General features: G+C 65.5%; 19 protein-coding genes and 1 tRNA gene. 6 read left to right on the top strand and 14 right to left on the bottom strand.

Annotated features, from left to right (window positions below; all coding sequences use genetic code 11):
- Positions 1 to 67: 67 nt before the first annotated feature.
- From EP376_RS02980 to EP376_RS03005, 6 genes are read right to left on the bottom strand one after another with little or no spacing between them, the layout of a single operon-like run.
- Positions 68 to 1,261: a molybdopterin molybdotransferase MoeA gene (locus EP376_RS02980; protein ID WP_127654041.1), complete on the bottom strand. Its 1,194-nt coding sequence runs from the start codon at positions 1,259 to 1,261 to the stop codon at positions 68 to 70.
- Positions 1,258 to 1,734, bottom strand: coding sequence for a cyclic pyranopterin monophosphate synthase MoaC (moaC, locus tag EP376_RS02985; protein WP_127654042.1), 477 nt, complete (start codon positions 1,732 to 1,734; stop codon positions 1,258 to 1,260). Before moaC ends, EP376_RS02980 begins: the two co-directional genes overlap by 4 nt.
- 52 nt (positions 1,735 to 1,786) lie before the next feature.
- Positions 1,787 to 2,587 carry an indole-3-glycerol phosphate synthase TrpC gene (gene trpC, locus EP376_RS02990; RefSeq protein WP_127654043.1) on the bottom strand — a complete coding sequence of 267 codons (801 nt, stop codon included), beginning with the start codon at positions 2,585 to 2,587 and terminating at the stop codon, positions 1,787 to 1,789.
- A gap of 41 nt (positions 2,588 to 2,628) precedes the next feature.
- Positions 2,629 to 3,270 carry a uracil-DNA glycosylase gene (locus EP376_RS02995; RefSeq protein WP_127654044.1) on the bottom strand — a complete coding sequence of 214 codons (642 nt, stop codon included), beginning with the start codon at positions 3,268 to 3,270 and terminating at the stop codon, positions 2,629 to 2,631.
- Positions 3,270 to 4,286, bottom strand: coding sequence for an anthranilate phosphoribosyltransferase (trpD, locus tag EP376_RS03000; protein WP_127654045.1), 1,017 nt, complete (start codon positions 4,284 to 4,286; stop codon positions 3,270 to 3,272). The genes EP376_RS02995 and trpD overlap by 1 nt, the downstream gene beginning before the upstream one ends.
- Positions 4,283 to 4,864, bottom strand: coding sequence for an anthranilate synthase component II (locus EP376_RS03005; RefSeq protein WP_127654046.1), 582 nt, complete (start codon positions 4,862 to 4,864; stop codon positions 4,283 to 4,285). The genes trpD and EP376_RS03005 overlap by 4 nt, the downstream gene beginning before the upstream one ends.
- Before the next feature lie 173 nt (positions 4,865 to 5,037).
- Here EP376_RS03005 and EP376_RS03010 point away from each other — a divergent pair, with 173 nt between their 5' ends.
- The gene (locus tag EP376_RS03010) at positions 5,038 to 6,861 is read left to right on the top strand and encodes a polysaccharide deacteylase family 2 protein (protein WP_127654047.1); all 1,824 of its coding nucleotides are present in this window, start codon (positions 5,038 to 5,040) and stop codon (positions 6,859 to 6,861) included.
- A gap of 46 nt (positions 6,862 to 6,907) precedes the next feature.
- On the opposite strand, the gene trpE is transcribed toward EP376_RS03010, so the two are convergent.
- The 6 genes from trpE to fabI are packed head-to-tail and all read right to left on the bottom strand — an operon-like array spanning position 6,908 to position 13,502.
- Entirely contained in the window at positions 6,908 to 8,416 is a 1,509-nt protein-coding gene (gene trpE, locus EP376_RS03015) for an anthranilate synthase component I (protein WP_127654048.1), read from the bottom strand.
- 1 nt (position 8,417) lies between these two features.
- A complete protein-coding gene (locus EP376_RS03020; RefSeq protein ID WP_127654049.1) occupies positions 8,418 to 10,262 on the bottom strand; it encodes a peptidyl-prolyl cis-trans isomerase in 1,845 nt (614 codons plus the stop codon).
- 39 nt (positions 10,263 to 10,301) lie between these two features.
- Entirely contained in the window at positions 10,302 to 11,516 is a 1,215-nt protein-coding gene (locus tag EP376_RS03025) for an aminotransferase (RefSeq protein ID WP_127654050.1), read from the bottom strand.
- A gap of 35 nt (positions 11,517 to 11,551) precedes the next feature.
- Positions 11,552 to 12,070 (bottom strand): xanthine phosphoribosyltransferase, encoded by a 519-nt coding sequence (gene gpt, locus EP376_RS03030; protein WP_127654051.1) that lies wholly within the window; start codon positions 12,068 to 12,070, stop codon positions 11,552 to 11,554.
- A 4-nt stretch (positions 12,071 to 12,074) separates the two neighbouring features.
- Positions 12,075 to 12,677, bottom strand: coding sequence for a LysE family translocator (locus EP376_RS03035; RefSeq protein WP_127654052.1), 603 nt, complete (start codon positions 12,675 to 12,677; stop codon positions 12,075 to 12,077).
- Positions 12,678 to 12,680: 3 nt separating this feature from the next.
- Complete coding sequence (gene fabI / locus EP376_RS03040) at positions 12,681 to 13,502, bottom strand: enoyl-ACP reductase FabI (protein WP_127654053.1); 822 nt, start codon at positions 13,500 to 13,502, stop codon at positions 12,681 to 12,683.
- A 139-nt stretch (positions 13,503 to 13,641) separates the two neighbouring features.
- Between fabI and pdxH the strand changes: the two genes are divergently transcribed.
- From pdxH to EP376_RS03065, 5 genes are all read left to right on the top strand, one after another.
- On the top strand, positions 13,642 to 14,247 hold the full coding sequence (pdxH, locus tag EP376_RS03045) for a pyridoxamine 5'-phosphate oxidase (RefSeq protein WP_127654054.1): 606 nt from the start codon (positions 13,642 to 13,644) through the stop codon (positions 14,245 to 14,247).
- Between the two features lie 135 nt (positions 14,248 to 14,382).
- Entirely contained in the window at positions 14,383 to 14,922 is a 540-nt protein-coding gene (locus EP376_RS03050; protein WP_127654709.1) for a cold-shock protein, read from the top strand.
- On the top strand, positions 14,883 to 15,377 hold the full coding sequence (locus EP376_RS03055) for a DUF192 domain-containing protein (protein WP_127654055.1): 495 nt from the start codon (positions 14,883 to 14,885) through the stop codon (positions 15,375 to 15,377). Before EP376_RS03050 ends, EP376_RS03055 begins: the two co-directional genes overlap by 40 nt.
- Before the next feature lie 44 nt (positions 15,378 to 15,421).
- Positions 15,422 to 15,498 (top strand) — tRNA-Pro (locus EP376_RS03060).
- Positions 15,499 to 16,116: 618 nt separating this feature from the next.
- The gene (locus EP376_RS03065; RefSeq protein ID WP_127654056.1) at positions 16,117 to 19,767 is read left to right on the top strand and encodes a vitamin B12-dependent ribonucleotide reductase; all 3,651 of its coding nucleotides are present in this window, start codon (positions 16,117 to 16,119) and stop codon (positions 19,765 to 19,767) included.
- 219 nt (positions 19,768 to 19,986) lie between these two features.
- Here EP376_RS03065 and EP376_RS03070 read toward each other — a convergent pair whose 3' ends face one another.
- Together EP376_RS03070 and ade are read right to left on the bottom strand one after the other, a co-directional pair.
- A complete protein-coding gene (locus EP376_RS03070) occupies positions 19,987 to 20,940 on the bottom strand; it encodes a phosphatase PAP2 family protein (protein ID WP_164744846.1) in 954 nt (317 codons plus the stop codon).
- A gap of 140 nt (positions 20,941 to 21,080) precedes the next feature.
- On the bottom strand, positions 21,081 to 22,775 hold the full coding sequence (gene ade / locus EP376_RS03075; RefSeq protein WP_127654058.1) for an adenine deaminase: 1,695 nt from the start codon (positions 22,773 to 22,775) through the stop codon (positions 21,081 to 21,083).
- Between the last annotated feature and the right edge of the window lie 3 nt (positions 22,776 to 22,778).

Genomic DNA, 22,778 nt, shown 5'->3' on the forward strand with positions numbered 1-22,778 from the left:
TACCCCTGAGCGGACGCTGTTTGGGTTATGTTCTACCGATGTTCTCTTTTTGTGTCAACAATGACCGTTATGCGTGTGCAAGCGGGAGATAGGTGACGGCCTCTCCCGCGTCCGCCGCAGGCGCGTGAGGGGGACGGATCAGAAGGGCATTGGCTTCAGACAAGACCGTCAGCAAGGAACTGTCCTGCCGGTCGAACGACCGGATGGTGGGGCCGCTATCTGTCTGGTCGAGCCGCGCCCGCATGTAGTGGGCGCGCGGCCCGTTGGCGCGCACGGGTGCCGCAAGCCGTGCAGCGCGCGGCCTGGGCAGGGGCTCGGGGTCGCCCATCAGCCGCCGCAGGACGGGCAGTAGGAACAGATGCCCGCAGACGATGGCCGAGACCGGGTTTCCCGGCAGGCCGAGGAACGGGCGCCCGGCGATCCGGCCGCTCATCAGGGGTTTGCCGGGGCGCATGGCGATCTTGTAGAACTGCCGCTCCACGCCCCAGGCGCTCGCGGCGGGGCCGACCAGATCATGATCGCCGACCGAGGCGCCGCCGATCGTCACGACGACATCCGCGCCTTCGGTCAGCGCAAAGGATTGGGCCAGAGCCTCCTCGGTGTCGGCGGCGATGGGCAGGATGCGGGGGCGCCCGCCCGCGGCCTCGATCATGGATGACAGGGCAAAGATGTTCGAGGCGATGATCTGGTCGTCCCGCGGGGCGCCGCCCGGCATGACCAGTTCGTCGCCGGTGGCCAGAAGCGCGACCTCGGGTGCCCGGTAGACGTGGACGTTGGCCACATTCATCGCGGCCAGAAGCGCAAGCTCGGACGGGCCAAGTCGCCGCGGTGACGTGAGCTCGAAGCCCTGAGGGAAATCAGCGCCTTGAGGGCGAATGTTAAGGTTATCTCCCGGATCGGAGACGATGGTGATTTCATCCCCGTTGCGGGCCGTATCCTCCTGGATCACGACCTGGTCCGCGCCGTTGGGCAAAGGTGCGCCGGTAAAGATGCGCAGGGCTTCGCCGGGGCCGAGCGTGCCGTCCCATGCATGGCCCGCGGGCGCCTCGCCCACGACCGCAAGGCGTGCGCCCGGTGTCAAATCGACGGAGCGGACTGCGTAGCCATCCATCGCGGACGAAGCGAACGGCGGCTGCGGCCGCGTGGCCCGTTCAGGACGGGCCAGGATGCGGCCCGCGGCCCGGACAAGCGGCAGTGTCTCGGTGGGCAGCGGGGACAGCCCGTCAAGACAGAGGGCCTGTGCCTCCTCGACAGGGATCACGGCGCGGCCTCGTAGGTGCCGGATTTGCCGCCCTCCTTGCGCAGGACGCGAATCCCCTCGATCCGCATGGATTTCTCCGCGGCCTTGAGCATGTCATATATCGTCAGCGCCGCGACCGAAACGGCGGTGAGCGCCTCCATCTCGACGCCGGTCCGGCCTGTCGTCCGCACCGTGGCCGTGATCGTGACGCCGGGCAGGTCCGCGTTGGGCGCGAGCTCCAGCGCGACCTTCGAGATCGGAAGCGGATGGCAAAGCGGGATCAGGTCGGCGGTGCGCTTCGTTGCCATGATCCCGGCGATCCGCGCGATCCCCAGAACGTCACCCTTCCTCGCGGTGCCGGCTTCCACAAGGGCAAGTGTCTCGGGCGCCATGATCACCTTGCCCTCGGCGATGGCCACGCGGTCCGTCTCGTCCTTGTCGGTCACGTCGACCATGTGGGCCTGCCCACTGGCGTCGAAATGGCTGAGTGTCATGACAGGCCCGCCAGAGGCGCCCGCCAAAATTGGCTAATTTTGGCAACCGCCCTCATGCCGGCGCGTCCGCGGGATGAAGAAGCGCGCGGGTCGCGGCCTCGACATCGTCCTGCCGCATCAGGCTCTCTCCGATCAGGAAGCTGCGCGCGCCATATCCGGCCAGATCGGCCATATCGTGATGGGTGAAGACGCCGCTTTCGGCCACGATAGTCCGCCCTTCGGGCACTCGGGGCGCGAGCGTCCGGGTCGTGTCGAGCGTCACGTCGAAGGTCTTGAGATTGCGGTTGTTGATCCCGATCAGCGGTGATTTCAGGGCCAGCGCCCGATCCAGTTCGGCCCCGTCATGCACCTCGATCAACACGTCCATGCCCCAATCGAAGGCCGCGGCTTCGAGTTCTGCGGCTTGCGTGTCCGTGACCGATGCCATGATGATCAGAATGCAATCGGCGTGCAACGCGCGGGCCTCGGCCACCTGGTAGGTGTCGTACATGAAATCCTTGCGCAGCGCAGGCAGGGATGTCGCCTCGCGGGCTGCCGTCAGGAAGGCGTCATCCCCCTGAAACGAGGGCGCATCGGTCAGAACCGACAGGCAGGTCGCGCCTCCCGCCTCGTAGGCCCGTGCGAGCGCGGGCGGGTCGAAATCGGCGCGGATCAGCCCCTTCGAGGGGCTGGCCTTCTTGATCTCGGCGATCAGGCCAAAGCCCGTCTGGCCGGCCTTGTGCAACGCGGCGGCGAAGCCGCGCACAGGGGGGGCCGTGCGGGCGGCCTCTTCGACCGATGATAGGGGCCGGGCGGCCTTGCGGGCGGCCACGTCGTCAAGCTTGTAGGCTTTGATCTTGTCCAGAATATCCATGGGCCCGTTCTAGCCGCGCCCCGCGGCCAAGGAAAGAGGGCTCAGCCCCAGACGATGGGCGCCCGGCCTGTCGCGGCAAGCCAGTCGTTCACCCGCGAGAACGGGCGCGATCCGAAGAAGCCGCGATGCGCCGACAGGGGCGAGGGGTGGGCCGAGGAGATCACGAGGTGATCCTCGCGCCGCAGGTGCCGGGCAAAGGCCTGCGCAGGACCACCCCAGAACAGGAACGCGCGGGGGGCATCGTCAAGTCGGGCCAGAACCTGTGTGACCAGCGCGGTCCAGCCAATCCGGGCATGGGCCTTGGGCTGGCCAGGCGGCACGCTGAGCGCGGTGTTGAGCAGCAAAACCCCCTGATCGGCCCAGTCGGACAGGTCGCTATTGGTCCGGGCAACACCAAGATCGGCCTCCAACTCCTTGAAAATATTTCCAAGACTGTCCAGTCGGCCACCAAACTCCCTGGGGATCGAGAAGGCCAGGCCGTCTGCCTTGCCGGGCGTGTGATAGGGATCCTGGCCCAGGATCACGACCCGGGTTGCCTCGGGTTGGCTGCGTTCGAGTGCTGCAAAGGCACGATCGGGCGGTGGCAGGACACGCTGACCCGCCAGAGCCGTCTCGATGCGGGGCAAATCCTCGGACCAGAACGGGAGATCCGACCATCCGCCCAGCCGGGATGTATCGAACATCACGCGGCTGAGGTCACGCGGGCCAGTGTCTCGACCGCGCGTTTGGCCGCGCCGCTGTCGATGCTTTCGGCCGCCCGTTCGGCGCCGTCCCTCAGCCCTTCGACCACGCCCGCGACGACAAGTGCCGCCGCTGCGTTCAGAAGGACCGCGTCACGGTAGGCGCCCGGCGCCCCGTCCAGCAGCGCCCGGAAGGCCTGCGCATTTTCGGTCGGCGTTCCGCCGAGGATTTCGGCGAACCTGTGTTCGGGCAGGCCGGCCTCTTCGGGATGGACCTCGCGGCCCGTGATCTTGCCATCCTTCAGCACGGCGACGTCGGTGGGCCCCGCGATCGAGATCTCGTCGGTGCCGTCCGAGCCGTGAACGAGCCAGACCGAGGTCGACCCCAGATCCTTGAGCGTTTCGGCCATGGGCCAGATCAGGTCCGGCGCGAAGGCGCCGGTCAGCTGCATCTTGACCCCGGCGGGGTTCGTGAGGGGCCCGAGGATGTTGAAGATTGTCTTGCACCCCAGTTCCTGCCGCACAGGCATGACGTGTTTCGTTGCCGGATGGTGCATCGGCGCCATCATGAAGCCGATCCCCGCCTCGGCGATGGCCCGTTCCACCACCTCAGGTCCCACCATGACGTTCACGCCCATCTCGCCCAAGGCATCGGCCGCGCCGGACTTGGACGACAGGTTGCGGTTGCCGTGTTTCGCAACAGGCACGCCGGCGCCCGCCACCACGAAGGCCGTCGCGGTCGAGATATTCAGCGTCCCCATCCCGTCGCCGCCGGTCCCCACGATGTCCATCGCCCCCTCGGGTGCGGTCACGGGCACGCATTTGGCCCGCATCGCGGCCGCCGCGGCCGTGTATTCCGCCACCGATTCGCCGCGCGCGCGCATCGCCATCAGAAGGCCGCCGATCTGGGCGGGCGTGGCTGCGCCTTCGAACAGGGCGTTGAAGGCCGTCTCGGCCTGCGTGCGCGACAGCGGGCCTTCGGAGGCGGCATAGATCAGGGGTTTCATCGCATCGCTCATGCCGGCACCGGGATTGTCTTCAGAAAATTCTTCAAGAGCGCATGGCCATGTTCCGACCGGATCGATTCGGGATGGAACTGAACGCCGTGGATCGGCAGGTCGCGGTGGCGCAGGCCCATGATCGTTCCGTCTTCGAGGGTTGCGTTGACGATCAACTCGGGCGGCAGGCTCTCACGTTCGACCACCAGCGAATGATACCGTGTGGCCGACAGCGGCGAGGGCAGACCGGCGAAGACGCCTGTCGCATCATGCGTGATCCGGCCCGGCTTGCCATGGACGATCTCATGGCAGCGCACGACCTTGCCGCCAAAGGCCTCGCCGATCGTCTGATGCCCGAGGCACACCCCCATAAGGGGTATCCGCGCGTCGGCGGCCGAGCGGGTCAGCGCAAGGCAGATGCCCGCGCGCGCCGGATCGCAAGGCCCGGGCGAGAGCACGATACCGCTTGGCCGCAGCGCCATGGCCTGCTGCACATCAAGTGCGTCGTTCCGGCGCACATCGACCTCGGCCCCCAACTCGCCCAGGAAGTGGACGAGGTTGTAGGTGAAGCTGTCGTAGTTATCGATCAGTAGCAGCATGATGTCGCCATCCGGGCCAATTGGGGCTATCACCGTACTCGCGGTCGGCGATATACTTGGCGCCATTCATGGGCCGCGAGGGCGGGGAAGGTCAAGCGCCGCCTCGGATCGCGGACACCGGGGGCAAGCAGAGGCGCGGCAAACGCGCCGACAACGGAAACGGGGGCAGTCTCGTGCTACGCGGATTCATCTCGGGCAGTTTGTGGGGGGGCGTCGTGTCCGCTCTCGTGCTTGCTGTCACCTCTCTCAATTCAGAACCGCCCCCCGGCAACAGGCCTCCGCTCTCGCCGCTGACGACCGCCCCCGATCTGCAGCCGGGCGCGGGCGATCTGCTGCAGGAGGGGGGCGATGCGGTGCCCGGCGGATCGACCGATGCCGGCGGTGCACCGGCCCCGTCTGAAACGCCCGAGGTCTCGAACCCTTCGGAGGCGCCCGCCGGGATCGCGGCCTTGCCCGACGCCGACACCGCGCCGCCGGCCGTGCCGCAGACGGGTGACGTCGACCACGCGATCGCGGAGCCGGCGGCCCCCCGCTCCGCGCCCGTTCTGGGGGGCAGCTCGGATGAGCCGGCCCCGGTGATCGCCGAGACAGAGGCCCCGCCCGCGCCCGAAACGGACGCCGCGCCCGAGGCCGATCAGGCCAGCGCAGACCCCGTGTCCGCGCCCGCCGATGTCAGCACCGATGCCCCGGCCATCGTGGCGCCCGAAACCTCGGCCGATGCGCCCTCGGTCGCAGAGACGGATGCGCCAGCCCCGGTCAGCGGGGCCAGCCCCGGGGCGCCCGCGCAGCCCGATGCGCAGGAGCCGGCCGCCGCGCTGTCCGAGGCACCCGAAAGCGCGCCGCCGCCCGAGGCAGACACAGATATCGCGCTTGCGCCTGCGCCGCAGGCCACGCCGGCTGCGCCACAGGTCCCGAGCCTGCCCGAGGAAGGGGCGGTTGAAGCCGAAACCCCCGATATCGCACCGCCCGCGATCGACGACCTCCCGCCGCGGAGCCCGGGCGATCCGTCGCCCGATGGCGGCGCGGTCCTCGTCGAGGTGCCCGAGACCGCGCCCGAGCCGACCACCGAAGCGTCAGTGGCGCCCGAGGTGCTGGAGATTGCCCCCGAGGCACCCGAGATTGCGCCCCCTGCGGCCGATGCCACCGACGAGGCGGCCCCGGATGAGGATGACGCGCCGCGGATCACCCTTCGAGGCTCGGACGCGGCCTTACCCGCTGGCTCGGCCGAGATCCGCGTCATTCGCCCCGATTCGGAGGCAGCCGCCGAAGACGAGGCACCGGTGGCCGAGGCCTCCTCCGCCGCGATTGCCGACCCCGATACACCGGCCCTTGTCGCCCATGCCGCCAAGTGGGCGCCGGAGGTGCCCGACCTGCCGCTGCTTTCCGTCATCATGATGGATGAGGGGGGCCTCGGAGAGGCCGGACCTGCGGCCGTGTCGAGTATCCCGTTCCCCGTCAGTGTCGCGATCGACGCGACCCGGCCCGATGCCGCGGCCCGGATCGCGGCCTACCGGGAGTTGGGAATCGAGGTGCTGGCCATTGCGCGGCTCCCGGACGGGGCCACGCCGCAGGATGCCGAGGTGATCCTCGGGGCATCCTTCGACGCGGCGCGGCAGACGATCGGATTGCTCGATCCCGGCGATGGCGGGTTGCAGGGCGACCGCGACGTTACCGGATTGGCCATGGCGCGGCTCGCCTCCGAGGGGCGGGGCTTCGTGACCGCGAGCCGGGGGCTGAACACCGCGCTGCGCCTGGCCGAGGCCGAAGGCGTCGCGGCCGGCGTGCTCTACCGTGATCTCGATTCAGAGGGCCAGGATGCCCGTGTGATCCGCCGCTTCCTCGACCAGGCGGCGTTCCGGGCGCGCCAGCAAAGCGGTGTCATCCTGCTGGCGCGGGTCCGGCCTGATACCATTTCGGCACTGACGCTCTGGGGAACGGCCAATCGCGCAAGCCAGGTCGAACTGGCCCCGGTTTCCGCGGTGCTGCGCGGACCATAGGGCGAGGGCACCAAAATTATATAATTTTGGTGGCGCTCCGCCCGCCTCAATTGCCGTCGCGTCGGAACCGTGTGGCGTCTTCGGCGGCGGAGCGCAGCGCGTTCGATTTGTGAACGGTCTCCATGTATTCCGCCTCCGGGTCGCTGTCATGGACAACGCCGCCGCCCGCCTGGATATAGAGCTTGCGATCCTTCAGGATCGCAGTCCTCAGCGCGATGCACATGTCCATGTCACCGCGCGCCGAGAAATAGCCAAGCCCGCCGCCGTAGACTCCGCGCTTTTCGGGCTCCAGCTCGTCGATGATCTCCATCGCGCGGACCTTGGGGGCGCCTGACACGGTGCCGGCGGGCATGCCCGCGAAGAAGGCCGACAGCGCGTCATGTTCCGGCGCAAGCTCCCCCACGACGTTCGACACGATGTGCATCACGTGGGAATAACGCTCCACCACGAATTCCTCGGTCGGCCGGACGGTGCCGATCTTTGCCACCCGGCCCACATCGTTGCGCCCCAGATCGAGCAGCATCAGATGCTCGGCCAGTTCCTTTTCGTCGGCCATGAGGCTGGCCTCGTTGGCGCGGTCCTCGTCGGGTGTCGCGCCGCGCGGGCGGGTGCCGGCGATGGGCCGGATCGTCACCTCACGGTCGAAGACCCGGACGAGGATCTCGGGGCTTGCGCCCACGACCTGGAAGCCGCCGAAGTTGAAATAGAACATGAAGGGCGAGGGATTGGTGCGGCGCAGGCTGCGATAGAGCGCGAAGGGCGGCTCGTGGAAATCCACAGACCAGCGCTGCGAGGGCACGACCTGAAAGATGTCGCCCGCTCGGATATATTCCTTGGCCTTGTCGACCGCGGCCATGTAGGCGCCCTTGGTGAAATTCGACACGGGCGGCCCCGGCGGGCGCGGCTCGGACAATGCGCGGCTGTCGGTGGGCACGGGGCGGTCGAGTGCGCGCTGCGCGTCCATGACCCGCTCGGCGGCCTGCGCGAAGGCGGCCTTGGCGGTCAGCCCCGAATTTGCCCAGGCCGGGGCCACCAGGATCACGTCGCCCTTGACCCCGTCCAGCACCGCCACGACGGAGGGCCGCAGCATGATGGCATCGGGCAGGCCCAGAGGATCGGGGTTGATGTCGGGCAGATGCTCCACCAGCCGGATCATGTCATAGCCCAGATAGCCGAACAGGCCGGCCGAGGCTGCGGGCAGATCGGCGGGCAGGTCGATCCGGCTTTCATCCAGAAGCGCGCGCAGCGAGGTCAGGGGATCGGCCGCCTCCTCGACGAAGGCCGCCTCGTCATAGCGGGCCTCGCGGTTGATGCGCGCAGAGGTTCCCCGGCATTCCCAGATCAGGTCGGGGTTGAAGCCGATGATGGAATAGCGCCCGCGCACCTCGCCGCCGGTGACGCTTTCCAGCATGAAGGCATGTTTGCCCGCGCCCGCCAGTCGCAGCATGAGCGACACGGGCGTGTCGAGATCGGCGGCAAGCCGGGTCCAGACGATCTGGTTGCGGCCGGCCTCGTATCCGTCGCGGAAGGCGTCGTATTCGGGAAGAAGCGCCATGTTACTGGAACGAGCCGTGGACCGCGTTGATCGCCGCCTGGTCGAGCGTGACCTCGGTCCGCGACCGGACGGCATTCGTATAGGCGGAGTAGATATCCTGCGAGATGCCTTGCGCCGCGCGTTCGGCGATTGCCTCGCGCTCGGCGACCATGGTCGGATCGTCCATATCCGCGGGGGCGATGCTGTCCAGCCGCACGACCGCGACCAGACCGTCGGGATCGCTGACGACCCGCGCCTCGCCCGGCGCCATGTCGAAGACGGCCTGCATGATCCCGCGCGGAGCGCCGGCGATGAAATCGCGACGGATCATGTCGATCTCGGCAAAGCCGGCAAGGCCAAACTCCGAGAATTCGGCCCCGCCCGCCACGGCCTCGGCGATCCGCTCGGCTTCGGCCTCGATGGCCTCGGCGCGGGCAGTGGCGGCGCGGTCGACGGTGACGCGCTGGCGCACCTCGTCGAGCGGCTGGAGTTCGGGCGGCAGGATTTCATCGAGCCGCAGCACGACCAGTCCGCCATCGGCCAGTTCGGTCAATTCGGGAAAGGCGCCCACCTCGGCAGCACGGGCCGCGGTGCGGAACGCCTCATAGGCGGCGATCCCCGTCGTCTGGCCAGTCTGCCAGTCGAGGCTGCCTTCGGTCAGGATCGTGCGGTCGGCCAGATCCTCGATCGTCGCCCCGCCGGCCAGCAGATCCTCGATATCGCCGCGCGCCGAATCGATTTCGCGTCGCGCCCGATCCTGCGCCAGCTCGGCGCGCAGATCGTCGCGGGCCTCGTCGAAGGTGATTTCCTGCGCCGAAAGGATCGCATTCACCCGGAAAAGCGCCGGGCCCAGCCCGGTCGCGAACGGGCCAACCACGTCGCCGGACTCGGCGGTGAAGACACCATCGCCGGCGTCGTCAAGATCGTCGCGGGCCACGTCCCCCATGTCGACATCCGCCAGATCGAGCCCGCGTTCCGCGACCAGATCATCGAAACCGGCCTCACCCTCGGCGATCCGGGCAAGGGCGGCCTCGGCCGCGGCGGTGTCGGAAAAGACCAGTCGTTCGACAAGGCGCCGTTCCGGCTGGACATATTGGTCGAGCCGCGCGTCATACAGATCGCGGATCGCCTGCTCATCGACCTCGACCGCGTCCTGCAGATCCACGGGGTTGATGGCGGCATAGGTGATGCGGCGCCGTTCGGGGCGGGTATAGGTTTCGGGATTGGCCTCGTAATGGGCGATGATTTCCTCTTCGGTCGGGGCGGGCAGTTCCCCGGCAAGGGCGGCATCCGTGATCGCGGCCCAGCCAAAGCTGCGCCGTTCGCCGATAAAGGCGGTCAGGGCTTCGGCATAGGCATCGGGCGTTGTCGTGCCGCCGATCACCGCCACCTGAAGAAGCGTCCGCGCCATTTCCTCGCGCAGGCGGGTTTCGAACTCGGCTTCGGTCAGGCCATTGGCCTCGAGCGTGAAGCGATAGGCCTCGCGGTCGAATTCACCCGACAGGCCGTTGAAGGCGGGCAGGGCGCGGACCCGTTCGGCCACCCGCGCATCGCCGACCGACAGACCCAGGCTGGCGGCTTCATTGTCCAGAACCCGTTCGGACACGACCTGGCTCAGCACCTGACGGTCCAGACCGATGGATTGCGCCTGTGGAAAGCTGATCGTCGTGCCCAGCTGGGCCGAGAAGGCGTCGATCTGCTGGCTCAGCGCATTGGCATAGGCCTGAACCGGGATCGGTTTGTCGCCTGCCGTCCCGATCGATCGGATCGAACCGCTCAGGTTTGCGCCACCAAAGCCGATCAGACCCACGAAAAGCAGGATCATGATGACCCAGCCGCCGATGCGCCGGTTGTTGTTCTTTGCCATGGGTTTGCCCGCTCCGCTCGAATTGGCGTCCGGTTTTCTTTATTGACCGGGGGGCGGCTCTGCAAGCCTCGGCCCGCGCCGTGGATAGTCGAGACCGGCGAGACGGTCGAAAAGGGTGGCGATCCCGCCGGCATCTATATTGGCGAAGGCGATGCGCAGCTGATCGGCGCCGCCCGGGATGTCGTCGGGCATGAACATCGTGCCGGGCAGCAGGAGCACGCTCGCGTCCCGCACCAGCTGGCGCGCGAGGTCATCGGACGGGATCGCGAAGGGATGTTCGACATAGGCGAAATAGGCGCCAAGCCCCATCAGCCGCCAGCCCTGCGACGCAAGCGCGGGAAAGCCCTCTGCGATCGCGGCGCGACGGGCAAGGATTTCCGCGCGTTCGGCGGCCAGCCAGTCATCGAGGTTCTGCATCCCCCACAGGGCCGCGCGCTGACCCAGCTGGTTGGCGCAGATCGCGACCGAATCAAGGAATTTCTCCGCCTCGGCGATCCGGTCCGCGCCCGCCGTCATCGCGCCGACACGGTGGCCTGTCAGCCGGTAGGCCTTGGAAAAGGAATACAGCTGGATCAGCGTCTCCTGCCAGCCGGGGCGGGCGAACAGGTCGTGTGGCGGGCCGGGGCGGGCGTCGAAGTCGCGGTAGGTCTCGTCGATCACCAGCGCGATCCCCGCATCGCGGGCCAGATCGAAGAACGCGCCCACCAGGTCTGGCGGATATTCCACGCCGCCCGGATTGTTCGGCGAAACCAGAACGATAGCCCGCGTTTCTGACGTGATCAGGGCCGCGGCTTTGGTCGGGTCGGGCAACAGATCGGGGCCAGTGGGCAGGGGCACGGTCTTGATCCCGCTCATGTCGTTCCACATCCGGTGATTGAAGTAATAGGGCACGGGCAGGATCACGTTCGATCCTTCCTCGCACAGCGACATCATCGCGGCGGCATAGGCCTGATTGCATCCCGAGGTGATGGCCACCTCCTGCGGATCGACATGTCCGCCGTCTCGCGACCATTTCGCGGCCAGCGCCGTGCGCAGCTCTGGCAGGCCCAGAACCGGGCCGTAAAGATGCACGTCCGGATCGTCACGGACAAGCGCGGCCATGGCCTCGCGCAGGGCCAGCGGTGGCGCCCCGACCGGGGCCGCCTGGCTGACATTGATCAGCGGCCTGTCGGGCGGAAAGACGACCCCGCGCAGCCAGCTTTGCGCGGCCATGATCGGTGGGGCGAAGGCGCTTGCGGTGCGTCCCGGTGTCATGTCGGCCCCTTTCTGGTCGCGGTCGGGCTGTCTGATCAGTTGGTGCCGCGATAGGGTTCCACGTATTGCAGTGCCATGTCCCACGGAAAGAAGATCCACGTGTCCTGGCTGACCTCGGTGATAAAGGTATCCACCTGCGGCCGGCCCATCGGCTTGGCATAGACAGTGGCGATATGGGCCTTGGGATAGAGGCTGCGCACCAGTTCGAGCGTTTTTCCCGTGTCGACAAGGTCATCGACGATCAGGATCCCTTCGCCATCGCCCATCAGGGTATTGTCGGGCGATTTCAGGACCTCCGCATCGCGGCGTTGATCGGCCTTGCCGCCGCCGGAATGATAGGACTTCACGCTGATCGTATCGACGGTGCGGATATCCAGCTCGCGCGAGACGATCATCGCGGGTGCCATGCCGCCCCGGGTGATGGCGACCACGGCACGCCATGCGCCGTCGTCGGGGCCCTGACCATCGAGCCGCCACGCAAGGGCGCGGCTGTCGCGGTGGATCTGATCCCAGCTGACGTGGAAGCCTTTTTCGTGGGGAAGACGGTCTTTCATGGCGTTACCTGTCGATAAGCAATCGCAGACCAAGCGCGCCGAGGATCAGCGCGGCAGCCCGGTCGATCGCGGGTTTGAGCCGAAGATAGCCCGCGCGCGCGGGCCGGGTGGTCAGAAGTATCGCGAAGCCGGAATAGATCGCCAGCTCAACGAGGAAATGGTTCGCCACGATCAGCGCCTTGTCGACGAGCGCCAGCCCCGGCGGAAAGATCACCACCAGAACGGCCGCCGCGAAGAGCACCGATTTCGGGTTCAGCAGGTTGACGAGAACGCCGCCTAGAAACGCGCGACGGCCCGGATGCGCGGCCTCGGCCACAGGGCGCGTGGCGTCGCGCCAGACATGGATTGCGATCCAGATCAGGTAGGCCGCCCCCGCGACCTTCATCGCGAGATAGGCGGCGGGCACCAGCGCAAAGACAACCTCCAGCCCCAGAAGGGCCGCCGCCGTCCAGCATGCCGCCATCAGTGCAAGCCCCGCGCCGGTTGCGATTCCGGTGCTCCGGCCGGCCGAGATGGATTGGCGCAGCGCGAACATGAGGGCAGGGCCGGGGCTGGCGAGCGCGGCGAGTAGCGTCAGGTTGAAGGCGATCAGTTGGGCCGGCTCCATCGCCTAGCCGTCCTTGCGGCCCGTCACGACATCGATATCCGGGGCATCGACGGCCTTCATCCCGACCACATGGTAACCGGCGTCGACGTGATGGACCTCGCCCGTGACCCCCGAGCCGAGATCGGACAGAAGATAGAGAGCGGATTTGCCCACATCGTCGATCGTCACGTTGCGGCGCAGCGGTGAATTCAGCTCGTTCCATTTCAGGATATAGCGGAAATCCCCGATGCCCGAGGCCGCCAGGGTCTTGATCGGTCCGGCCGAGATCGCGTTGACGCGGATGCCGTCCTTGCCCAGATCCTCGGCCAGGTACATCACCGACGCCTCGAGCGCGGCCTTGGCCACGCCCATGACATTGTAATGCGGCATGACCTGTTCGGCGCCGTAATAGGTCAGCGTCAGGGCCGCGCCGCCATTGTTCATCATCTTTTCAGCGCGCTGAACAACGGCCGTGAACGAATAGACCGAGATATCCATCGTCATCATGAAATTGTCGCGGCTCGTATCGACATAGCGGCCGCGCAATTCGTTCTTGTCCGAAAACCCGATGGCGTGAACGATGAAATCGAGATTGTCCCAGCGTTCGGCCAATGCGTCGAACAAGGAATCGATCGAGGCCGGATCCGACACGTCGCAGGGCAGCACGATATCCGAACCCACCTCGGCCGCGAGTGGACCGACCCGCTTTTTCAGCGCCTCGCCCTGGTAGGAAAAGGCCAGTTCAGCGCCAGCACCGGCCAGGGCGCGAGAGATGCCCCAGGCAATCGATTTGTCGTTGGCCAACCCCATCACGAGGCCGCGTTTGCCCTGCATCAACCCTGTCATTGGTGATCCGTCCTTCTACTGCCCGGATGACCGACCGGGATTTCCCTCGTTTATGCCATCGGTTATCCCGCATCAAGGTGAAGCGGCCCCGATGAGCAGGCCCCTTGCGTGCCGGAATTTCTCAGAGGATGATCAGATCATGAGCGACAGAACAGGCATATTCGCAGGCGACGACCCGTTCGAGCTGGCAAGGCGCTGGCTGAGCGAGGCCGAAGAATCCGAAGTCAACGACGCCAACGCCATCGCCCTGTCCACCGTGGATGCGGACGGGATGCCGAATGTGCGCATGGTTCTTCTCAAGGAAATCGCGGCCGACAGTTTCGTGTTCTATACCAATTACGAAAGCGCCAAGGGCCGCGAGCTGGAACTGTCGGGCAAGGCGGCCTTCGTGCTGCACTGGAAATCGCTGCGCCGCCAGATTCGGGTGCGGGGCAACGTCACCCGGGAAGACGGACCCGAGGCGGATGCCTATTTCGCATCGAGATCGCTCAGAAGCCGGCTCGGCGCATGGGCGTCGCGCCAGTCGCAGCCCCTGTCTTCGAGGGCGGCGCTGATGGCCGAAGTCGCAAAAGTCACCGCCACGAAGGGCACGAATCCCCCCCGCCCTCCGTTCTGGGGCGGATTCCGAATCTCGCCGATCGAAATTGAGTTCTGGGCTGATGGCGACTTCAGGTTGCATGATCGCTTTCGTTGGTCGCGCATAGATGGTTCCGGTAGGTGGAACGTTAACCGTCTCAACCCCTAAATTTCACGCTTCGTGAGTTGCAATTTACCTTGAGGGCTTGTGTTTCCGGGGCGAAACGTAGTCTTGTGAAGCCGTCGCAGGTGCGAGCCGTCAGGGGGGCTCTTTTCGCGATACGGGACAAGTTGAATGACTGATATGCAAGACACCAAGCGCTCGACCGTGGTCGGGCACGTTAAGTGGTTTGATCCGTCCAAGGGTTATGGGTTCGTAGTGACGGATGAAGGTGGGCCGGACATCCTGCTGCATGCGAATGTACTGAGGAATTTCGGACAGAGCTCTCTGGCTGACGGCTCGGGTATCGAGTTGGTCGTGCAGGAGACCGATCGGGGGATGCAGGCGGCAGAGGTTCTGTCTGTCACGCCGCCATCCACAACCTCGATGGGCGCGGGGCTCGCCGACCTCGAAGGACACGATCCCGAGGAAATCGCCGCAAGACCGCTGGAACCCGCGCGCGTTAAGTGGTTCGATAAGGCGAAGGGCTTTGGCTTTGCCAATGTCTTCGGCCGGAGCGAGGACGTCTTCGTTCATATCGAAGTGCTGCGCCAATCCGGCCTAGCCGATCTCGCCCCGGGCGAGGCCGTGTGTATGCGGGTAATCGAGGGCCGGCGCGGAAGCCTGGCCGCGGAGGTGTTGGGATGGGACTCGGGCGTGCGCGAGGTCGGGTCGGACAGCTGACCATTGCGCTGGCGATTTGGTTGGCAGGTGTCGGCTCCCCGGCGCTGGCCACATGCCAGCAGGATGTCGTCAGCATAGAAGGCGACTTCGGAAAGGTGAGGTTCACGGTCGAAGTGGCCGACGAACCCGCCGAACGATCCCGGGGCCTGATGTTCGTCGAAGAGATGGGCCGGTTCGAGGGAATGCTGTTCGTCTATGAACGGCCCCAGCGCGCATCGTTCTGGATGCGAAACACCCTGATCCCACTGGACATGCTGTTTGCCGGTTCCGATGGAACCGTGACGCGCATCCACCGCGATGCGATCCCGCTGGACGAGACGCCGATCCCGGGGGGCAACGATGTGCAATTCGTGCTCGAGATCAATGGCGGTCTGGCCGAGAGGCTGGGGATCGAAGAGGGCGCCGTGATGCAGCATCCCGCGATTGGCCCCGATGCGGCGTTGCCCTGTCCTTAGGGGCTTTTCAATGGCGCGCGCGCCGCGTATGGAAGGCCTCGGTCCGGGGCGTAGCGCAGCCTGGTAGCGCACCTGTTTTGGGAACAGGGGGTCGTGAGTTCGAATCTCTCCGCCCCGACCACATCCTTCTTCTGTTTGAGTAGGCGGCCCGACACCTGGATACCCGGTGTCGCGCGGTATGCCGTTGCATTCAGGGCCACTACATCTAGAAGAGAATTGGCCACGGTGCGTGAATTCCATCTAGATGTGGGGTGTCGTGGCTTGTGGGCAACAGCCTGTCGGTCGCCTGGCGTGTCATCCCCCTGGCCGCTCCGGGCTGTGGGCAAGTCGGGGACAACTTCACCCGATGTCTGAATTCGATCGTCTAAACCCTTTGCTTGCCGGGGTTTCCGCGATCCGGTCGCGATCGCGCAACGACAGGTGGTCCGGGGGATGAATCGGTTGGCGCCGCGCGCCAATGCGGCGTCTCTCTGGGTCAAGTCATTTTTTGGCTCATCTTGTGTCAAAATTGCGTTGACCCGCTAGGGCTGGTTGGGCAGTTTGTGCTCGTTGCCCGACGGAACACAAGATTTGGTGTCGGGCATCGAGGGACAACCAATCTTTCTGGCACGATACGCTGGCTTTAGCCGGGCGGGAAACCGCTCCGGGAGGGAAGGGTTTGTCTCGGGGCATGTGGCGGAACGACGTCACGAAAGGTTTCATCAGGCGGCATCAGACCGCGCGACAGAGGGGCATCACGGTGAAGATCGAACGCGCATTCACGAAAAAGGGCCGGGACGCCTACGAGGGCATCGAGTTCCGTCTCGGAACATCCGAGATTCGCAATCCCGACGGCACCGTGGTGTTTAAGCTGGAAAACCTCGAAGTGCCGGCCGCGTGGAGCCAGGTTGCCTCGGACGTGATCGCGCAGAAGTATTTCCGCAAGGCAGGCGTCCCCTCCGAGGTCGACCCCGTAAAGGAAAAGGGCGTCCCCGGCTGGTTGTCGCGCAGCAAGCCCGCCAAGGGCGCCGTCATGGGGGGCGAGACCTCGGCCAAGCAGGTCTTTGACCGCCTTGCCGGCGCGTGGACCTATTGGGGTTGGAAGGGTGGCTATTTCACCTCCGAAGAGGACGCCCGGGCATATTACGACGAGATGCGGTACATGTTGGCCCGCCAGATGGCCGCTCCGAACTCGCCTCAGTGGTTCAACACCGGCCTGCATTGGGCCTATGGAATCGATGGCCCGGCGCAGGGTCACCACTATGTCGACTACAAGACCGGCAAGCTGACCAAATCCGACAGCGCCTATGAACACCCCCAGCCGCATGCCTGCTTTATCCAGGGCGTGCAGGACGACCTCGTGAACGAGGGCGGCATCATGGACCTGTGGGTCCGCGAGGCGCGCCTGTTCAAATATGGCTCGGGCACCGGCACCAACTTCTCCATGCTCCGCGGCGAGGGCGAAAAGCTTTCGGGCGGTGGCAAATCCTCGGGCCTGATGGGCTTTCTCAAGATCGGTGACCGGGCGGCCGGTGCGATCAAGTCGGGCGGCACCACGCGCCGCGCGGCCAAGATGGTCATCGTCGATGCCGACCACCCCGATATCGAGGCGTTCATCAACTGGAAGGTCATCGAGGAACAGAAGGTCGCCTCGATCGTCGCAGGCTCCAAGATGCATGAACAGAAGCTCAACGCGATCTTCGCCGCGATCCGCGCATGGGACGGTATCGAAACCGATGCCTATGACCCGAAAAAGAACGAAGGTTTGAAAAGTGCAATTCGGGAGGCGAAGAAGGTCTCGATTCCCGAGACTTACGTCAAGCGCGTGTTGGATTATGCCAAGCAGGGTCACACGTCGATCGAATTCCCGACCTATGACACCGACTGGGACAGCGAGGCCTATGCCTCGGTTTCGGGCCAGAATTCCAACAACTCCATCCGCGTCACCGATGCCTTCCTCAAGGCCGTCGAGAACGATGAGGACTGGGAGCTGATCTCGCGCGTCGACGGGTCGGTCATCAAGACCGTCCGCGCCCGCGAATTGTGGGAGCAGGTGGGCCACGCGGCCTGGGCCTGTGCCGATCCGGGCATCCAGTATCACGACACGGTCAATGCGTGGCACACCTGCCCGGCGGACGGGGCGATCCGTGGCTCCAACCCCTGCTCGGAATACATGTTCCTCGATGACACGGCCTGTAACCTTGCATCGATGAACCTGCTGCAATTCTTCCGCGACGGGAAATTCCTCGCCGAAGACTACATGCACGCGACCCGGCTCTGGACCCTGACGCTCGAGATCTCGGTCATGATGGCGCAGTTCCCGTCCAAGGAGATTGCCCAGCTGTCCTATGATTTCCGCACGCTCGGTCTGGGCTACGCGAATATCGGCGGGCTGCTGATGAACATGGGCCTCGGCTATGACAGCGACGAGGGTCGCGCCATGGCCGGTGCGCTGACGGCGATCATGACCGGTGTCTCCTATGCCACCTCGGCCGAAATAGCGGGCGAACTGGGGCCGTTCTCGGGCTACAAGCGCAACGCCGACAACATGCTTCGCGTCATCCGCAACCACCGCAACGCGGCCTATGGCAACGCGTCGGGCTATGAGGATGTCAACGTCGCGCCGGTTCCGCTCGATCATGCGAATTGCCCCGACCAGAGGCTTGTCGAGCTGGCGCGTGCCAGCTGGGACGAGGCGCTGGAACTGGGCGAAAAGCACGGCTACCGCAACGCGCAGGCCACCGTCATCGCGCCGACCGGGACGATCGGCCTGGTCATGGATTGCGACACCACCGGCATCGAGCCCGATTTCGCACTGGTAAAATTCAAGAAACTCGCGGGCGGCGGCTATTTCAAGATCATCAACCGCTCGGTTCCTGCGGGCCTTGAAAAGCTGGGCTACAGCTCATCCCAGATCGAAGAGATCGTGAGCTATGCCGTGGGTCACGGCACCATCGGCAACGCGCCGGGCATCAACCACACCGCCCTGATCGGCCACGGCTTCGACCCCGCGCAGATCGAAAAGGTGGAAGCGGCGCTGGCCTCGGCCTTCGACATCCGCTTTGTCTTCAACCAGTGGACGCTGGGCGAGGAGTTCTGCCGGGACACCCTTGGGATCCCCACCGAAAAGCTGAACGACCCGACCTTTGACCTGCTGCGTCACCTGGGCTTTGACCGGGCCGCGATCGAGGCCGCCAACGACCATGTCTGCGGCACCATGACCCTCGAAGGTGCGCCGCATCTCAAGCCCGAGCATTACGTGGTCTTCGACTGCGCCAATCCCTGCGGCAAGAAGGGCAGGCGGTTCCTCTCGGTCGACAGCCACATCTACATGATGGCCGCGGCGCAATCGTTCATCTCGGGCGCGATCTCCAAGACGATCAACATGCCCAACGACGCCACGATCGAGGATTGCCAGAAGGCCTATGAACTCAGCTGGTCGCTGGGTGTGAAGGCCAACGCGCTTTATCGCGACGGCTCCAAGCTGAGCCAGCCTCTGGCCTCTGCCCTGATCGAGGATGACGAGGAAGCCGAAGAAATCCTCACCTCGGGCAGCCAGCAGGAAAAAGCGGCCGTGCTCGCCGAAAAGATCGTGGAAAAGATCATCGTCAAGGAGATCATCCGGTCCGAACGGACGAAGATGCCCCAGCGCCGCAAGGGTTATACCCAGAAGGCGAATGTCGGTGGCCACAAGGTCTATCTGCGGACGGGCGAATACGAAGACGGCTCCTTGGGCGAGATTTTCATCGACATGCACAAGGAAGGCGCAGGCTTCCGCGCGATGATGAACAACTTCGCCATCGCCGTGTCGGTGGGCCTGCAATACGGGGTCCCGCTCGAGGAATTCGTCGACGCCTTCACCTTCACCAAGTTCGAGCCGGCGGGCATGGTGCAGGGCAACGATTCGATCAAGCAGGCGACGTCGATCCTCGACTACATCTTCCGCGAACTGGCGGTGTCCTACCTCGACCGCACCGATCTTGCCCATGTGAAGCCCGAAGGCGCGGCCTTCGACGATCTGGGCCGTGGCGAGGAAGAGGGCATCTCGAACGTGCGGCAACCGTCCGATGTGGCGGCGACCAAGTCGCTCGAGGTTCTCAAGCAGGTGATCTCGTCGGGTTATACCCGCAAGCGCCTGCCTCAGGATCTGGTGGTCCTGCAGGGCGGCATGGGGGCCGTGGCCTTCAACAGCGCCAGCGACCCGCAAACGGCGATCGAGACGATGATGCCCGCCGTTTCTGCGGCCGCCGAGACGGCCGTGGGCACGGTCACCACGCTGACCGCGCGGGACAAGGCCAAGATGCAGGGCTACGAGGGCGATCCCTGCGGCGAATGCGGAAACTACACGCTGGTGCGCAACGGCACCTGTATGAAATGCAACACCTGTGGCGGAACGTCTGGGTGTAGCTGAGACGAACAAAGGCGGCGGAACAAAATTCCAGAATTTTGTTTTGCCGTCACTCTTCCGGGGCGGGTGCGCTCGCCCCTGACGCGGATCAGGCCGCAGGCAAAAAACCGGGCGGTAACTCAAATAGTGAGCCTGATCAGCGAGACTTACAGGGCCCCTTCGGGGGCCCTTTTTTCTGTGTCGGCGCGTTATTGTCGGGCGGCGGCTGACCCTGGACCCGCGTCAGAACTGGCGCGACAGGGTGAACCCGAGCCCGTTCTGGCTGACAGAGGGGGTGGCGTCGAATTCACCAACCCGCAGCGCATCGGCATTGCGCAGAACGACTTCGCCGATCCCGATGCCCAGAAGCGTGCCCGCCACCATGTCGGAGACCCAGTGATTGTGCCCCTCGATCCGGCTTGCCGCGACGACGCCCATGGCCACATAGGGCCAGACCGCATCGTCGTAGACGCCCGACAGCGTGTGGGCCACGGCGGCATATTGGGTGAAGTGATAGGACGGGAAGGCCGTCCCCTCAAGCGTCGGCTGGATTTTCACGCCGTTCGAATTTCCGAAATCGAAGGGATCGATCGTCTGCGGCCCCTCCGTCTCGACCGCGTTGGCCAGATCGTCATAGGGCCGGTTGCGGCCGAAGATCGTCTTGAGCACGACCTGCGTCGTGATCACCGAATAGGCCAGCGCCTTGGTTGCGAGGATACCGGCCTGCTGATGCTGTTCGTTGCCGGTGGCGACGCCATAGGCATAAGCGCCGGCGATGCCTGTCATGATGTAGACATCCTCGTAGACGAAGCCCAGATCCTCGATCGGATCGCTCCACGGCAGGTCCAGGTCGGGCAGGACAAAGCCGGACAGGCCACGTTCGATCGTGTCCTGATAGGCTTGGGTGACCGGCACGTCCGCCACGATCAGGGCGCCCAGACCGAGGGCCGCGACGCCAAAGGCCTTCGGATAATCCAGCGGCAGGCGGGCGATGCCTAGAAGGTCCTCATCGACCGTGCGGATGCCGTCCCAGATCAACTCTCCGCTGCGTTCCAGATCGGGGCCAAAGCTGAGCCGTATGGGTCCGTCATCGAAGTCAAAGCCCGCGTCGAACCCTTCGGGCATCGCGTCGGCACCTGCGACCCCGGCCAGACCAATGGCTGTGGCGGCCGCAAGGGCCATCATCTGTCTTGTCATCCGAACCTCACCCTGACGAACCGCCATCCTCATAGCAAAGAGCAGGGCCGGGGCCTTGCGACGCCCGGCCGCACCGCGCATTGAGCGCGCGCGATGATGCAGGAAATCCACAAATGGCAGCGTGGGGCAGCGCGGCTCGATTATCCGATTAGCTCGAACCTTGTGACGTCGACCATGCCGCGGTCGGTGATTTTCAGGGCGGGGATGACGGGCAGGGCGAGGAAGGCCAGTTGCAGGAAGGGTTCGTTCAACGTCACGCCCAGCGATTTGGCTGCAGCGCGAAGCTCTTGGAGCCGGGCGCGCACCTCTTCGAAGGGGGCCAGGCTCATCAATCCCGCGACGGGCAGGGCAAGTTCCGCCAGAACCTTGCCGTCGCGAGCCACGACGAAGCCGCCCTCGATCTCTGACAGGCGGTTCGCGGCCAGCGCCATGTCATCGTAGTCGATGCCCACGCAGGCGATGTTGTGATGGTCATGGCAGACGGTGGAGGCGATGGCCCCGGCCTTGAGGCCAAATCCTTTGACAAAGCCCGTGGCGATATTGCCGTTCTTGCCGTGCCGTTCCACGACCGCGATCCGCACGAGGTCTCGGGCGGGATCGGGGCGCTTGTCGCCATCCTCGATCGGGATCTCTTCATGCAGATGTTCGGTGATGATCTTGCCTTCGAGGATGCCGATCACGTCGGTGTCCTCGCGGTTGGCGGTGGTTCGGAAATCCTGCGGGCCAACCTGGGGCGCCTTGACGGAGTGCCGGCCCACGGGCGGGATGGTCGCGCGCGCGGCAAAGGCCGCGCCGGTCACCGGCACGCCGCCGGCAAAGACCTTCTCGACCTTGCAGCCTGCCACGTCCGACAGGGCCACGATATCGGCGCGCCGCCCCGGCGCGATCTGGCCGCGGTCCTTCAGGCCGAAGGCCTCCGCCCCCGAGAGCGAGGCCGCGCGATAGGCCGCCAGCGGCGGGCTGCCCAGACGGATCAACTCGGCCACCATGAAGTTCAGATGGCCCTCTTCGCCGATATCCAGCGGGTTACGGTCATCGGTGCACAGGCACATATAGGGGGCGGTGATCTGCGTCAGGAGCGGTTGCAGCGCGTGCAGATCCTTCGAGACGGAGCCCTCGCGGATCAGAACCCGCATCCCCTTTTGCAGCTTCTCGCGGGCCTCCCCGGCGGTGGTCGCCTCGTGTTCGGTGCGGATGCCGGCGGCGGCATAGGCGTTCAGATCGCTCCCCGACAGAAGCGGGCAATGGCCGTCGATATGGCGCCCTTCGAACAGGGCCAGCTTGGCCATCGCCGCCGGGTCGCGATGGATCACGCCGGGGTAATTCATGAATTCCGCCAGCCCGATGCCCGAGGGGTGGTTCATCAGGGGGGCAAGATCCGCAGCCTCGATCCGGGCGCCCGCGGTTTCCATGTCGGTCGAGGGGACGCAGGACGACAGCTGCACGCGGATATCCATCAGTGTATGTGCGCTCGCCTCCTGAAAATAGCGGATGCCGTCGGGGCCGATCACGTTGGCGATCTCGTGCGGATCGCAGATCGCGGTGGTGACGCCCAGGGGCGTCACGCAGCGATCGAATTCGAAGGGCGTCACGAGGGAGCTTTCGATATGCAGATGCGTGTCGATGAAGCCCGGCACGAGGGTCAGACCCGTCACGTCGATCACCTCGCGGCCCTCGTAGGCGGCGCCGATGCCCACGATCGTGTCTCCACAGATCGCCACATCGCCCTCGATCATCGTGTCCGTGACCAGATCCCAGATCGTCCCGCCGCGCAGGACAAGATCGGCCAACTCGTCCCCACGGCCCTGGGCGATGCGCTTTTCAAGATCAGCCATGAC

Source organism: Alexandriicola marinus (assembly GCF_004000435.1).
Taxonomy (GTDB): Bacteria; Pseudomonadota; Alphaproteobacteria; order Rhodobacterales; family Rhodobacteraceae; genus Alexandriicola; species Alexandriicola marinus.